Annotated in this window: 10 protein-coding genes; 4 read left to right on the top strand and 6 right to left on the bottom strand. The window is 74.2% G+C overall.

The window, feature by feature from the left end; translation table 11 throughout:
* Positions 1-24: 24 nt before the first annotated feature.
* Positions 25-1,221 carry a serine hydrolase domain-containing protein gene (locus tag AB0I16_RS23270; protein WP_363251416.1) on the bottom strand — a complete coding sequence of 399 codons (1,197 nt, stop codon included), beginning with the start codon at positions 1,219-1,221 and terminating at the stop codon, positions 25-27.
* Positions 1,222-1,439: 218 nt separating this feature from the next.
* Here AB0I16_RS23270 and AB0I16_RS23265 point away from each other — a divergent pair, with 218 nt between their 5' ends.
* Positions 1,440-3,644: a VCBS repeat-containing protein gene (locus AB0I16_RS23265; RefSeq protein WP_363251415.1), complete on the top strand. Its 2,205-nt coding sequence runs from the start codon at positions 1,440-1,442 to the stop codon at positions 3,642-3,644.
* A 94-nt stretch (positions 3,645-3,738) separates the two neighbouring features.
* Here AB0I16_RS23265 and AB0I16_RS23260 read toward each other — a convergent pair whose 3' ends face one another.
* The 3 genes from AB0I16_RS23260 to AB0I16_RS23250 all read right to left on the bottom strand — a co-directional run bounded on the left by AB0I16_RS23260 (position 3,739) and on the right by AB0I16_RS23250 (position 6,863).
* Positions 3,739-5,160 (bottom strand): M1 family metallopeptidase, encoded by a 1,422-nt coding sequence (locus AB0I16_RS23260; protein ID WP_363251414.1) that lies wholly within the window; start codon positions 5,158-5,160, stop codon positions 3,739-3,741.
* 31 nt (positions 5,161-5,191) lie between these two features.
* Positions 5,192-5,674, bottom strand: a complete 483-nt coding sequence (locus tag AB0I16_RS23255) for a hypothetical protein (RefSeq protein WP_363251413.1) — start codon at positions 5,672-5,674, stop codon at positions 5,192-5,194.
* Between the two features lie 550 nt (positions 5,675-6,224).
* The gene (locus AB0I16_RS23250) at positions 6,225-6,863 is read right to left on the bottom strand and encodes an NAD(P)H-binding protein (protein ID WP_363251412.1); all 639 of its coding nucleotides are present in this window, start codon (positions 6,861-6,863) and stop codon (positions 6,225-6,227) included.
* A gap of 117 nt (positions 6,864-6,980) precedes the next feature.
* On the opposite strand from AB0I16_RS23250, the gene AB0I16_RS23245 reads away from it, so the two are divergent.
* Positions 6,981-7,352 (top strand): helix-turn-helix domain-containing protein, encoded by a 372-nt coding sequence (locus AB0I16_RS23245; protein ID WP_363251411.1) that lies wholly within the window; start codon positions 6,981-6,983, stop codon positions 7,350-7,352.
* A 615-nt stretch (positions 7,353-7,967) separates the two neighbouring features.
* On the opposite strand, the gene AB0I16_RS23240 is transcribed toward AB0I16_RS23245, so the two are convergent.
* Positions 7,968-9,062: a glutamate--cysteine ligase gene (locus AB0I16_RS23240; RefSeq protein ID WP_363251410.1), complete on the bottom strand. Its 1,095-nt coding sequence runs from the start codon at positions 9,060-9,062 to the stop codon at positions 7,968-7,970.
* A 109-nt stretch (positions 9,063-9,171) separates the two neighbouring features.
* Here AB0I16_RS23240 and AB0I16_RS23235 point away from each other — a divergent pair, with 109 nt between their 5' ends.
* Positions 9,172-10,638: an ornithine decarboxylase gene (locus AB0I16_RS23235; RefSeq protein ID WP_363251409.1), complete on the top strand. Its 1,467-nt coding sequence runs from the start codon at positions 9,172-9,174 to the stop codon at positions 10,636-10,638.
* Between the two features lie 82 nt (positions 10,639-10,720).
* On the opposite strand, the gene AB0I16_RS23230 is transcribed toward AB0I16_RS23235, so the two are convergent.
* Positions 10,721-11,932, bottom strand: a complete 1,212-nt coding sequence (locus AB0I16_RS23230) for an amidohydrolase (protein WP_363251462.1) — start codon at positions 11,930-11,932, stop codon at positions 10,721-10,723.
* 250 nt (positions 11,933-12,182) lie between these two features.
* On the opposite strand from AB0I16_RS23230, the gene AB0I16_RS23225 reads away from it, so the two are divergent.
* Positions 12,183-13,499 (top strand): hypothetical protein, encoded by a 1,317-nt coding sequence (locus AB0I16_RS23225; protein ID WP_363251408.1) that lies wholly within the window; start codon positions 12,183-12,185, stop codon positions 13,497-13,499.
* Positions 13,500-13,577 lie beyond the last annotated feature (78 nt).

Genomic DNA, 13,577 nt, shown 5'->3' with positions numbered 1-13,577 from the left:
GCCGTCACGGCCGGTGGCCGGCGGTCACCTGAGGGCGAGCGGCGGCTTCGCGCCGCGTGGAGCGGGCGCCCCGCAGAACTCCGCCTCGATCACGTCGACGTACAGCGACCCGTCCGGCAGCCAGTCACCGTTGACGTTGAACGCCAGCTGGTGCCTGCCGTCGGGGGTGCCGACCATCGCGGAGAGCGAGCCGTTCGTCCGGCCGCTCTTGCCCACCACCCGCACGCCGCAGGACAGCTCGGCGAACTCGACGCCGAGGCCGTACCCCAGCCCGTCGCCCATCGGCACCTCGTCGAGCATCGCCTTCATCTGTGCGCGGGGCAGCAACTCGCCGCGCATGAGCGCGCGCTGGAAGCGGTTCAGGTCGCCCGTGGTGGAGATGACGTCGCCGGCCGCGCCGAGCCAGGTCATGTTCTGTTCGGTGGCGTCGACGACGGGCGCGTCGGGGGCCTCCTGGTGCAGTCGCGAATAGCCGACCGGGTGCGGCTGCGGCATCCGGGGGTCGGCGCCCGGGAACGAGGTGCCGCGCAGCTTCAGCGGGCGGATGAGGCGGCGGGTGACCTCGCGTTCGTAGGTGCGGCCCGTCACCTTCTCGATGACCATTCCGGCGATCACGTAGTTGGTGTTGGAGTACAGCGGGTTCTTCTCCGGGTCGGGGCGCGGCGGCTGCTTCAGGGCCAGTGCCACCAGGTCCTCGGGGGCGTGGTCGTCGTAGCGGTGCTCGGGGAAGCCGGGGCCCGCGGTGTCGTGCGCGAACCGCGGGTCGTCGGTGTGGCTCGCGATGCCGCTGGTGTGGTTGAGGAGCTGCCGCAGGGTGATCGCGCCGCCGTCGTGGCCGTTGCCGCGGACCAGTCCCGGCAGCCACTTCTCGACCGTGTCGTCCAGGTCGAGCCTGCCCTCCGCCTCCAGCTGGAGCAGGACGGTCGCGATGAACGTCTTGGTGATGCTGGCCCCGCGGAAGTGGTCACCGGCCGACCGTTCACGTCCCGTGGCGGTGTCCGCGTGGCCCGCGGTCCCGAACCACGTCCCCGCGCCGTCGCGGGCGAGGGCGGCCACCCCGGGCTGGCCGCCCTCGTCGACCAGGGCGTGCAGCGCCCTCGCGGTGGCCGCGTGCCCCGGTCTCCGCTCCGCCGCCTGCGCGGCCGGGGCGAGCGTCGCCGCCCCCAGGGCCCCCGTCACGGCCAGTGCGAGCAGAGCGGTCCGTGCGGCTCGCTGCTTCATGTGTGTCGCCTCCCGAGTCACCAGAGGGGCCGGTGGGGCCCCTGTGGTGCGAGTGACGCCGAACTCCGGTGGCGGGGTTGCTCGTTGCCCGCGGGCGCTCCCCCGCCCCCCACTCGGCGTGACATCGCCGCGGATTCCGGATCTTGGCTGATATACGCTGCTGCTACTTTCCCGGCAGAGCGCCGGGAGGGACCTCAAGCCCGGGGGGGCTCACTCGTATGACCAGGCAATCTCGCGCACTCCTGAGAAGCACGCTGCCGAAGGGGGTGCTGGTGTCGGCGCTCGCGCTGGGCGTCGTCGCGCCGTACGCCCAGGCGGCGCCCGTGTCGGCGCCCGCGTCGGCGGCCTCGGACGTCCCTGCCGGAATCGGCCCGTGGACGGCGCCGAAGGAACTGGCGGGGGTCACCGGCGTCGTCGACCTGAAGTCGGCCCGCGACGGCAGCGTCGCCGGGCTCTTCACACGGGACGGCGAGACCGTCCTCTCGGTGCGCCCCGCGGGCAGCACCGCCTGGGGCGAGGCCACGCCGGCACCGGCCGCCGGGCTCCAGCGCACCGACGACGGCGCCGTCTCGCTGCTCTGGTGGGAGGACGCGGCGGACGACGGCACCCGCACGCTCAAGATGTCGCGCCTCGCGCCGGACGGCAGCGCCTTCACGCCCGCGGAGACCGTCACCACCGGCACGCTCGCCCGTGACCAGGTCCACGCCCGGACCCGGGTCACCACGCTGGCGGCCAACGCCGACGGCCACCAGGCCGTCGCGTGGATGGACGCGGAGCACCGCCTGACCGTCGTGGAGCGGCCGGGTCCCGACGGCACCTGGTCGGCTCCGAGGACCCTCGACCGGCTGCCGGACCCGATCGTCCGCGACGACAACGTCTACCAGTACGTGCTGTACGACATGCGCGTCGCCGTCGACCCCGCGGGCACGGTCGGCGTCCTCTGGGGCGGCAACAGCCACTACACGGGCGACGGTGTCGACCCGGACCCGTCGGCGTACAAGTGGCACTACAAGTACCTGGAGAAGCCGGCGGGCGCCGATGCCGCCTGGACCGGGCCGCAGGACGTGCCGCAGCTCGGCGAGAAGCCCGGTCAGGTCGCGCTGGCCGCCCACCCGCAGGGCGGCTTCCACCTCCTGGAGAACAGCTCCTACACGCGCAAGGCGGCCGGGGCCTCGGAGTGGGGCCCCGCGGAGCCGGTCGGGCTCGGCTCCCAGTCGTACGCGCCCGCCGAGATGCACACCGCCGCCAACGGTGACGTCACGGTCGTCGGCATGCGCGGTCCGGGCGCTCCCGGCGTCGCGACCCGCTCCGCGGCGGACGGCAGTTGGGGCGCCACCCGCGGTCTCGCGTCGAACGTCGTGCCGGATTCCATGAGTTCCGTGGCGACCGCGGGCGGCGCGGTCGTCGTCACGTACACGCAGAAGCGCTTCGAACTCGGCCGCACCGTGCGCCAGGACTTCGTCGCGCAGACCGTCGCGGGCGGTGACGTGGCGAAGCCGCGCACGCTCAGCGCGCGGACCGAGGACACCGCGAGCACGGGCCGCGCGGCCGTCGACGCCGGGGGCCGGCCGGTGGCGTCGTGGACGCAGGCCGCCGGAAGCGGCGGCACGCGCGCCTCGTACACCGCGACCACGGGCACCCGTGCCCTGCCCAAGTGGCACGACTACGCCGACAGCACGCGTGGTGACGTCGTCGGACTGTCGCCCAGCGACTCGATGAAGCTCTACACCGGGGACACCACCAACCCGCTGGAGACCTTCTCGGTGTCGCCGTGGAAGGACACGGCGCGGGTCGTGCCGTTCGGCGACTTCGACGGCGACCGCTGCAACGACATGATCGTGCGGCTGCCGGAGGGCGAGGTCCGGCTGTACACCCCGGTGTGCGGGGGCGGGCTGCCCGCGCCCGAGTCGGAGCACAAGCGGCTCGCCCGCGACTGGAGCAAGTACGACACGCTGTTCGCGAGCGGCGACCAGACCGGCGACGGCCGCCCGGACCTGCTGGCCCGCGACAAGGCCACCGGAGACGTCTACCGCTACACCCACGACGGCGCGGGCGGCTTCGAGGCGCGCGTGAAGATCCGCTCCGCGTGGACCGGCTACACGAAGGTCATCGGCGCCGGAGACCTCAACGGCGACGGCATCGGCGACGTGCTCGCCCTCGACGACTCGGGGGTCCTGTGGCGCTACGACGGCCTCTCCACCGGCAAGCTGAAGGACCGCGTCCGCGTGTTCAAGGACTGGGGCTCCACGTACACGGACGTCATCGGCGCCGGTGACGTCGACGGCGACGGCAAGCAGGACCTGCTGTCGCGCGACACGTCCGACCGCGTGTGGCTCAACGCGGGCGACGGCGACGGCACCCTGCAGAACCGGGTCGCCTTCGGCGAGGCGAGCTACTGGAAGAGCTGGTCGTCCATCGGCTGAGCCGCGCCGCCCGCGCGGCACCGCCCCGGCGCGCCAGGCTACGGCCGGGACGCGCCGGGGTGCCGCGCACGAGGGCACCCTCAGCGAGCGGGATTCACCCGGGCCTCCCCGGCTTCCCCTGCTCGTAGAGCCAGGTGTCGAACAGGCCGGAGAGGTCTGACCCCGATTCCTCCTCGCAGAGGGAGATGAAGTCCTCGGTGTCCGCGTTCCTGTGACGGTGCCGGCGCGTCCACTCCCGGACGACGTCGAAGAAGACGTCGTCCCCGACCTCCTCGCGCAGGGTGTGCAGCGCCATGGCGCCCCTTCCGTACACCGGCGGGTCGGAGGTGCGCGGACCGCTCGGCGGGGCGGCCGGGGGGAAGTCCCAGATCCCCTCGCTCTCGGGGTGGCTGCCGTCGTAGAAGGCGTCGAAGATCTCGTCAGCGGTGTCGCCGCCGTGGTCCTCCTGCCAGAGCCACTCCGCGTACGTGGCGAAGCCCTCGTTGAGCCACATGTCCTTCCACTCGCGCGGGGTGACCGAGTCGCCGAACCACTGGTGGGCCAGTTCGTGCACGACCAGCGTGTCCTCGGGCGCCTCCTCGAAGTAGGGCCGCGTCTGGGTCTCCAGGGCGTAGCCGAGTCCGGGCAGGTGGTCCACGGTGGCCCCCACCGAGGAGAAGGGGTAGGGCCCGAAGCGCTCGCTCGCCCAGTCGGTGACCTCGGGCACCAGCTCCTCGATGCCTTCGGCGTCCTCGGCCTCGTCGGGGTCGACGGCGATGTGCACGGGGATGCCCTCGGAGGTCCTGCCCCTGTGCAGGTCGAAGTAGCCGACGGTCACGTTGGCGAGGTAACTGGCCATGGGTTCCCCGGTGTGCCAGTGGCTGGTGACGCGCTTCCCCTCGTCCTCCTGCTTGCGGAGCACGCCGTTGCTCACCACGTCGTACGGGTCGCCGTCCTCGTCCTTGGGCACGGAGACCGCGATGTCGTACGTGGCCTTGTCGGAGGGGTGGTGGTTGCCGGGGAACCACGTCATGGAGCCCGTCGGTTCGCCGAGCGCGGTCGAGCCGTCGTCGGTCTCGATCCAGCCCTCAAGCCCTCCGTCGGCGTCCTCGATCGTCCTCGGCGTGCCGTCGTAGGTGACGGTCGTCTCGAAGGTCGCGCCGTCCCGCACGGTCTCGGCGGGCGTCAGCACCAGCTCGTTCTTCTCGCGGGTGAAGCGGGCCGCGGCGCCGTCGACCTCGGCGCGGCGCACCTTCAGCCCCGCGAGGTCGAGGTCGAAGCGGCTCAGGTCCTGGGTGGCGCGGGCGGTGATGACCGCGGTGGCCTTCAGGTGGTTGGTCTCGGGGACGTAGTCGAGGGTCAGGGCGTAGTGCGCGACGTCGTAGCCGCCGTTGCCCAGGTCCGGGAAGAGGGCGTCCCCCGCTCCGCGGGCGCCCGGCCGGCCCGCCGGGGTGCCGTCGCCGGGTCCCGTGCAGGCGGCCCCCGCCACCAGGACGAGCGCGGCGCACCACGCGTACGGCCGTATGGCTCGGCTCATGTCTCTCCCCCTGTGCGGCACGACCATACGATCATGGACCATACGGGTGCGGCCACGCCAACCGGGGCGTATCGCCCACCGTCCATCGACAGAGACGCGAGGGGATGGCCATGCGGTCGTCACACGCGGCACTCGGCGCCGCGGCACTGCTCCTGGTGGCCGGGGTGACGGGGCGGGCGCTCAACGGCCCGTCCCCGGCCGCCGTGGCCGCCGCCCACTGGACCCCCGACCGCATGCGGGCCGCGCGGCCCGTGGTGGAGCGTGCCGCGGCGCCGGATCGCCCGCCGGGGTCGCCGGGCACCCCCTTCGAGGGGCTGCCGATGGTCGGCACGTTCTTCTGGGACGACGGCACCGGCGCCGGCCGCTTCTGCGGCGGGACGGTGGTCAGGAGCCCCGGCAAGGACGTGGTGATGAGCGCGGGCCACTGCTTCGACCGCAGGGGCACGCGCGGGAACCTGGTCTTCGTGCCGCAGTACGACGACGGCAGGAGACCGCACGGCGTCTTCGCCGTCATCCCAGGGGGTGTCCACGTGGACGCGCGGTACCCGGCCCGGGGCCGGAACGCCGCGGCCGACCTCGACTTCGCCTTCCTCCGGGTCGCGCCGAACGGCGGAACCGACGTGGAAGAGGCGGTCGGGGGCGCCGAGTTGCTGATCGACGCCGGTTACGAGCACGACCCGGTCCGCCTGGTCGGCTACCCGGCGAACCGGCGGCGGCCACTGGACTGCACGGACAGGACCGTGCGCCACGACAGCACCGACCCCGCGATCCCCGGCAGCTTCCTGCGGATCGCCTGTGACGGCTACTCCGGCGGCACGTCGGGCGGCCCGTTCCTGGTCCGGCGGGGCGCGGGCTGGGGCATCGTCGGCGTCATCGGCGGCTGGCGCACCGGCGGCGACACGGCCGACGTCTCGTACAGCTCCTACCTCGACGCGGACGCCGGGGCGCTGTACGGGGCGGCGGTGCGGGCGGGCGGCCCCGGGAGCTCCGCGCGGGTGCGCGCCGGCCGCCGGAGGACACCGCGCTCCAGGCGGGGGCCGCAGATCTGCCGCGGGCCCGCAGTCTCAGGTGACGGCGAGGTGGCTGCGGTGGTGCCGTGGCGTGTCGATCTCGTCGAGCAGGACGAGGGCGAAGTCCTCGTAGGAGACGCGGTCCGCCAGGTCCCCCAGCGCGCGCGTGCGGTAGCGCCCGGTCCGTCCGCCGTCGTGGTCGAAGTCGCCGGACGGGCTCACGTACAGCCAGTCCAGGGTGGCGCCCTGGGCGCGCAGGAGGTCGAGACCGGCGGCGTGGGCGAGGCAGAACGGCCGGAACTCCGCGGGGAATCCGGGCGCGTCGAGGAGCCGCACGCCGTCGGGGCCCGGCAGCAGGGTGGAGAGCCCCACGGCGATGAGCCTGTCCACCCCGGCCTGGCGCAGACCTGTGACGAGGGCGTGTGCCGCGCCCGTGAAGAACGCCTCCGGGTCGGTGCCCTCCCCGTGGACCGCCGCCGCGTTGACCGCGGCGTCGTGGCCGTCCGCGAGGGCGGCGACGTCGGCTGCCTCCGTGACGTCACCGGCGGCGACCCGTACGCCGCTGTCCGCCGGGCCGCCGTAGCGCGCGGGGTCCCGTACGACCGCGGTGACCCGGTGCCCGCGCCGGCGTGCCTCCGCGACGGTCCGCCGTCCTGCCCGGCCGCCCGCGCCAAAAACCACGATGTCGCTCATCTGCGGAATACCTCCTGGTGAGTCGGTGCTCCGGAAGGTACCGGTGAGGGCGGTTACCGACCGGGTACCGCCGGACCGCCGGACCGCCGGACCGCCGACAAGTGACGGGAGACCACGATGACGCGCCGTCAGCCGCTGCCCCGCGACATGTTCGACGAGCTGTGCCCGTCCGCCCTGCTGCCCTTCCGTTTCGGGGACAAGTGGGCGGCCCTGGTCCTCCGCTGCCTGCGGGACGGCCCGCGCCGCTTCTCCGAACTACGCGTGCCGCTGCACCGGGTCACCCCCAAGGTCCTCACCCAGTCGCTGCGCGGCCTCGAACGCTCGGGGCTCGTCTCCCGCACGGTGCACGAGGCGGCCCGGCCACGGGTGGAGTACGCGCTGACTCCCCTGGGCCGCAGCATGCTGGCGCCGATGGAGGCGGCGTGCGTATGGGCGACCGCGCACTGGGACGAACTGCTCGACGCGCGGGAGTCCTATGATCGGCGGTGACGTACCTCGGACATCCATCAGTCGACGCGGTGGTGCCCTGCGGGTCGAGGTCCACGCCGAGGTCTCGGAGTCCCCGTCGGTGTCCTTCTCTGGGCGGAACGTCCACAGGACGTCTCCGCTGCGGGCGTCCCTGGCCTCGAAGCCGGCGTAGACGTCCCCGGGCAGCTTCGTCAGAACCGTCTGTCCCGCTGTCGCCTCCGGCAGAGCGGTCCCCCCGGGGAGCGGGCAGGGCGGCGGGAGCGAGGGCGGGAGATCCACGCCGCCTGCGACTGCGCCCGTCGTCCCGCTCCCTCCCTCCGGCCGGCCGCGGCGGGTCCGCGGGCGGGGCGGGCACCGGGGACACCTCGGAGGGCCTCTCGTCCGGGGCCTTGGCCAGCAGGTCGAGTACGAGCCGGTCGAGTACGGGAGGGATTCCGGCGGTACCCCCGCCCTCACTCGGCGCGGGTGGGTCCTCCGTGACATGCGCCATGAGCTGGGCCGGCGGATCGCGCCCACCGAAGGGCGGGGAGCCGGTGAGCAGCTCGTACAGGAGGCAGCCCGGGGAGTACAGGTCGGACCGGTGGTCGATGGGCTTCCCCCGCACCTGGCCGCCTCAGGTGCCCGCCCGGCCCGGCGTCAGGTGGCCACCGTCTCGCCGGTGATCAGCCGGGTGAGTCCGGGCAGACCGCCCTCGGCGTGGGCGCGGCGCTGGCGGTCGGCGGGGGTGCCCTCCTGGAGCAGCCGGTGCACCAGCGAGGTCACCTCCCGGGTGTCCCCCGCCTCGTCGAGGGCCGGGGTGAGGTGGTCGAGCAGCATGCACAGGACGTCGCCCGCCCTGCGCGACCGGCCCTCCGGATCGACGAGACGGCCGCTCAGACCGTGCCGCGCGGCGTGCCAGTTCATGGCCTGGAGCAGTTCGGGAGGGCACTCGGGGAGCGGGGCGCCGGCCTTCTGTTCGCGCAGGGCGGTGGCGACGAGCGCCCTGACGATCCCGGCGAACATGACCGCCGCGTCGGCGCGGAGCTGCACGTCGGCGCAGCGCACCTCGATCGTGGGGTACCGCTCGGAGAGGCGGGCCTGCCAGTAGAGCTGGCCGGTGTCGGTGATGATGCCGGTGTCCATGAGGGACTTGATGCGGGCGTCGTGGTCGGCGAGCGAGGTGAAGCGGGGCGGCGGTCCGCTGACGGCCCAGCGACCGAACATGACCGTGCGCCAGCTCGCCCAGCCGGTGTCCTTGCCGTCCCAGAAGGGCGAGTTCGCGGACATGGCGACCAGGACGGGCAGCCAGGCCCTGACCCGGCTGAGGACGGCGACGCCGGTCTCCTTGTCGGGCACGGCCGCGTGCACGTGCATGCCGTTGACCAGGTGCTCGGCCACGAGCTGCGGGGCGTGGGTGCGCAGGGCCAGATAGCGGGCGTTCCGCGTCACCGGTACGGGTGCCTCCGTCCGGAAGGGCGCCACCCCGCTGGCGGCGATGCGGCAGCCGTTCTTCTCGGCCGCCGTGCCGAGGGCGTGCCGCAGCCTCAGCAGGTGGCCGCCGACCTCGTCCAGGTCGGTGCAGACGGGCGTGGCGACCTCCACCTGGGCCTGCAGCAGCTCGGACTGGACCTCTCCGTCCTCCGTGATGGGCTCAAGTCCGGCAGCCGCCCGCACCTGGTCCGCGAGCGGTACCGGCAAGCAGGTTTCCGGATCGAGCAGCAGGTACTCTTCCTCGACCCCAATCGTGATCATGCGTCCCGAGTACCCCCGGATCAAAGCGACTAATCGGACATGTTGCGCCGGGACCGCCGTTCGGGACCGTGGTGTTTTTGCCCGGATCGCCCGGGGAACCCGGAGTGCCATGGACCACTCACAGGCACCCGTGCTCGACGCGCTGGCCGCGTACCACACGGAAGGACAGACTCCGTTCACCCCGCCCGGCCACAAGCAGGGGCGCGGCGCCGACCCCCGTGTCCGCGAGGTTCTCGGGGACGCCGTGTTCCGCTCCGACGTCCTCGCCACCAGCGGTCTGGACGACCGCACCTCCTCCAAGGGCGTGCTCAGCAGGGCCCAGGAGCTGATGGCCGACGCCGTGGGCGCCGAGCACACCTTCTTCTCCACCTGCGGCAGCTCCCTGTCGGTCAAGGCCGCCATGCTCTCCGTGGCGGGACCGCACGAGAAGCTGCTCGTGGGGCGTGACGCGCACAAGTCCGTGGTCTCGGGCCTCGTCCTCGCGGGCATCGTGCCGATCTGGGTGGACCCGCAGTGGGACGCCGAGCGCCATCTGGCCCACCCGCCGTCCGCCGACTCCTTCCGCGCCGCCCTGGCCGAGCACCCCGACGCCCGCGGCGCCCTCGTCACCACGCCGACGCCGTACGGCACGTGCTCCGACCTCGCCGCCATCGCCGAGGTCTGCCACGGGCACGGCGTGCCGCTCGTCGTCGACGAGGCGTGGGGCGCCCATCTGCCGTTCCACCCCGACCTGCCGACCTGGGCCATGGACGCGGGCGCCGACGTGTGCGTCACCTCCGTGCACAAGATGGGCTCCGGGCTCGAACAGGGCTCCGTCTTCCATCTCCAGGGCGACCTGATCCAGCCCGAGGTGCTCAAGAACCGCGAGGACCTGCTCGGCACGACCAGCCCCTCCGTGCTGCTCTACGCCGCGCTCGACGGCTGGCGCCGCCAGATGGTGGAGCACGGCCGCGCCCTCTTCGACGACGCCCTCGCGCTGGCCGGAACCGTACGGGCCAGGATCGGCGACATCGAGGGCATGCACGTCCACGGGCGCGAGGACTTCTGCGGGCCCGGCCGTGCGTACGACCTCGACCCGCTCCAGGTCATCGTGGACGTCACCGGCCTGGGCACCACGGGCTACCGGGTCGCCGACTGGATCCGCGAGCACCACCACATCAATCTCCACCTGTCCGACCACCGGCGCACCAGCGCCCAGCTCACCCACGCGGACGACGCCGACACCACGGAGAAGCTGATCACCGCGCTCCGCGACGTCGCGGCCCACGCCGACGAGCTGCGCCCCGCGGAGCGGGTGGACGTCCCCGACCCGGCCTCCCTCCGCCTGGAGCAGGTCATGCTGCCGCGCGACGCCTTCTTCGGGCGCGTCGAGCAGGTGCCGTGGGAGAAGGCCGTCGGCCGCGTCACCGCCGAGATGCTCACGCCCTACCCGCCCGGCATCCCGGCCGCGCTCCCCGGCGAGAAGCTCAACCACGAGGTCCTGCGGTACCTGCGCGAGGGCGTGGACGCCGGGATGGTCGTACCGGACGCGGCCGACACCGAGGTCAAGACGATTCGGGTGTCGGTGGAGGACTGATTTCGGTGGAGTACTGATTCCGGTGGAAGACTGATTCCGGTGGAGGACCGACGTCGGCGTAGCTGACGTCGGTCACGCGTCCTCACTGCCCCAGGGCCGCCTTCTCCCGGAAGGCGGCCCAGGCCCCGTCCCGCACGTCGGTACGGAGCAGCACGTCCGCCGCGGTGCACGCGAGCGCCTCCGCCGCCGCCAGCATCACCGCACGGCCGCGCGGACCGGCCGCGGCGCGGGCGAACTCGGGGGTGTGGTCGGAGCCCTCCGAGCCCATGATGGCGACGAACGGGTGAATCGCGGGCACCCGGGTGCTGACGTTGCCGATGTCCGACGAGCCCAGGTAGACACCCGGCGCCGGCTGCGACAGCGCGATGCCCGCCCGCTCCAGGTGGTGCGCGAACGCGCCCGAGAGCACGTCGTTGTCCCTGAAGTGCTCGTACCTGCCGCCGACGTCGGTCACCTCCGCCTTCGTACGGGTCGCGCGGGCCACGCCCTCCGCGCACGAGCGCAGCTCGTCCGCCAGCTCCGCAAGCGCGGCGCTCGTTCCCCCGCGCAGCCCGAAGAGCCCCTCCGCGTACTCGGGGACGATGTTCGTGGCCCGGCCCCCGTCCGTCACGATGCCCTGGACGTGTGACCCCGGCGGCAGCCGCCTGTCGAGTACGCCGAGCGTGTTGAAGAACTGGATCAGCGCGCCGAGCGCGTCGACGCCCTCCGTGGGGTTGCCGGTGGGGTGCGCGGCCCGCCCGTGGAACCCCACCCTGAGCTGCGCGCTCGCGGTCAGCGGCGCCCACGCCCAGTCGTACACCCCCGGGTGGAACATCAGCGCCGCGTCGACTCCGTCGAACAGTCCCGCCGCCACCTCGGCCACCTTGCCGCCGCCGCTCTCCTCCGCGGGTGTGCCCACCGCAAGGAGGGTTCCGCCCGCGTCGCCGAGCGCCGCCCGCGCTGCCAGGGCCGCGCCGAGGCCGGCGGCGGCGATCAGGTTGTGCCCGCACGCGTGGCCGAGCAGCGGCAGGGCGTCGTACTCCATCAGCAGGGCCACGCGGGGGGCCTCGGCCGTACCGGTGCCGGTGCCCGTGCCCGTGCCCGTGTCCGCGCGGGCGACGAAGGCGGTGGGCAGCCCCGCCGCGCCGCGTTCCACCTCGAAGCCCTCCCTCTCCAGTTCACCGGCGAGGAGACGGGCCGCCCCGTGCTCCTCGTACGCGGTCTCCGGATCGCGGTGCAGGGCGAGGCTCACGTCCCAGAGCCGGTCGGCCCTCGCGGCCACCTCCTGCCGGACACGGGCGTACACGGGCTCCATGGCCCCTGCCACATCAGCGGTGGATGACACGTCGGGCTCCTCGGGTCGGGGCGGTCGTCGCTGCGCACGCGCACCCCCACGTGTTCCCCGAACCGGCCGCGTACCCACCGCCGAGGCGCCGCCGCCGGGCTTCGCCCCCGGGTGCCGTCACCGGGCGGCTCCTCCAGTGGCGGGGCGCGGCAAGCCTGCATAGAACGGGATGACGTTGACGCGCGGGGCGAGAACGTCCCGCCGGAATGGAGAAGCGAAGATGGCCGCTGAGTCTTTCTCTGCCCCGCCGGAGCCCCCGGGGACCGGCGAACCCCTGGTCTCCACGCCGGTCCACCGGGGCACCGCGCAGCTCGGCGCCCCGCCTCCGCCGGCTGTCCGGCCGACACCGTGGCCGCAGGTGGCGGACGTGGGCCCGGCCGGCGCCCCGCCGGCCCACGCGCCGCACCACACCCCCGACATCGACATCGGCGTCACCCGGGAGCCGGCCGTCGCCGAGGAGACCGCGGTCGTCCAGGAGCCGGGCGTCGTCCAGGAGCCGGGCGTCGCCCGGGAGGCCGCGGTGGTCCGGGAGACGGCCGCCCCCGCCCCTCCCGACCGGACGCCCGCCGCTCCCGCGTCCGGGGCGGGCCCCGATGCCGACGGTGAGGCGGTGGAGGAGCTCATACGTTGCGCCGTGGTCTCGCGTCCCCTGGACGACGTCGCCGACCTGGTCACCCGTCTGGAGCAGACACCGGAGGGCGAGCCGACCGCCGCGTCGGTCCTCCGGCTGGCCGCCGTCGCCCGCTCCGTGGACGACGTCAGCAGGCTGGTGGAACTGCTCGGCCCGCCGGAGCACCCCGCCGGCCGCATGGACGAGGCCATCCGGCACGCCGCCGAGGAGCGGCCGGTCCCGGAGGTGTCCCGCCTCGTCAAGCTGCTCTCCGCGCCCCCGCACGACCCGCGCAGCAGCGCCGAAGCGGTGCACGCCGCCGCCATGACGCGGTCCGTCGAGGATCTGATGCAGCTCATCGGCAGCCTGCGCGAGCCCACCCCCGTGCCCGCGGCGAAGCCGTCCACGGCGGCGGCGCCTCCCGCACCGGCGGCCCCGCCCGCGGCGCCCGCGCGCCCCGCGCCCGGCACGGCCGCCGGGGTCCTCTCCCCGCAGAAGCCGCAGCAGAGGCGGAACGGCACCACTCCCCTGGTGTGGATGCGCCGCGCGGCGGGCGTCCTGATGCTGCTCTGCGCGGCGGCGCATCTCCCGATGGACTGGTCGCGGGGGCCCGCCCCCGGCCTCCCGGCGGCGATCGGCGTCTCGGCCCTCTGCGCCGCGGCGGGCATCGCGCTCTGCCTGAGCCGCTCGCTGCACGCGGCGGTGGCCGCCACCCTGCTGGCCGGTGCGCTGGCCGTCGGACACCTCGCCGAGGACCGGCTCGTCCCCGGCGGCCTCGCCCAGGTGCTGCGGCCCGCGGGCGTGGCCGCTCCGCTGCCCACGCTCTCCGCGGTGGCCGCCGCGCTGGCCGCCCTGGTCATCGTGGCGCTGACGGCCGCCGGCCTGCGGATGTCGGCCGCCGGCCGCTACCGGGCGCCGCGCGTCTGAACACCGCCACGGCTGCCCCGACCACGGCTGACGGCTCCCCGGGCCGCGGCGCCGGGTCGGGGCAGCGGCATGCGCGGC

Source organism: Streptomyces sp. NPDC050703 (assembly GCF_040654435.1).
In the GTDB taxonomy this organism is placed as follows: Bacteria; Actinomycetota; Actinomycetes; order Streptomycetales; family Streptomycetaceae; genus Streptomyces.
This window is presented reverse-complemented; position numbering and strand designations above follow the sequence as displayed.

Excerpts from the sequence above, each read along its gene's own strand:
- AB0I16_RS23270 (WP_363251416.1), bottom strand. The coding sequence starts at position 1,221 with ATGAAGCAGCGAGCCGCACGGACCGCTCTGCTCGCACTGGCCGTGACG.
- AB0I16_RS23265 (WP_363251415.1), top strand. The coding sequence starts at position 1,440 with ATGACCAGGCAATCTCGCGCACTCCTGAGAAGCACGCTGCCGAAGGGG.
- AB0I16_RS23260 (WP_363251414.1), bottom strand. The coding sequence starts at position 5,160 with ATGAGCCGAGCCATACGGCCGTACGCGTGGTGCGCCGCGCTCGTCCTG.
- AB0I16_RS23255 (WP_363251413.1), bottom strand. The coding sequence starts at position 5,674 with ATGACGGCGAAGACGCCGTGCGGTCTCCTGCCGTCGTCGTACTGCGGC.
- AB0I16_RS23250 (WP_363251412.1), bottom strand. The coding sequence starts at position 6,863 with ATGAGCGACATCGTGGTTTTTGGCGCGGGCGGCCGGGCAGGACGGCGG.
- AB0I16_RS23245 (WP_363251411.1), top strand. The coding sequence starts at position 6,981 with ATGACGCGCCGTCAGCCGCTGCCCCGCGACATGTTCGACGAGCTGTGC.
- AB0I16_RS23240 (WP_363251410.1), bottom strand. The coding sequence starts at position 9,062 with ATGATCACGATTGGGGTCGAGGAAGAGTACCTGCTGCTCGATCCGGAA.
- AB0I16_RS23235 (WP_363251409.1), top strand. The coding sequence starts at position 9,172 with ATGGACCACTCACAGGCACCCGTGCTCGACGCGCTGGCCGCGTACCAC.
- AB0I16_RS23230 (WP_363251462.1), bottom strand. The coding sequence starts at position 11,932 with ATGGAGCCCGTGTACGCCCGTGTCCGGCAGGAGGTGGCCGCGAGGGCC.
- AB0I16_RS23225 (WP_363251408.1), top strand. The coding sequence starts at position 12,183 with ATGGCCGCTGAGTCTTTCTCTGCCCCGCCGGAGCCCCCGGGGACCGGC.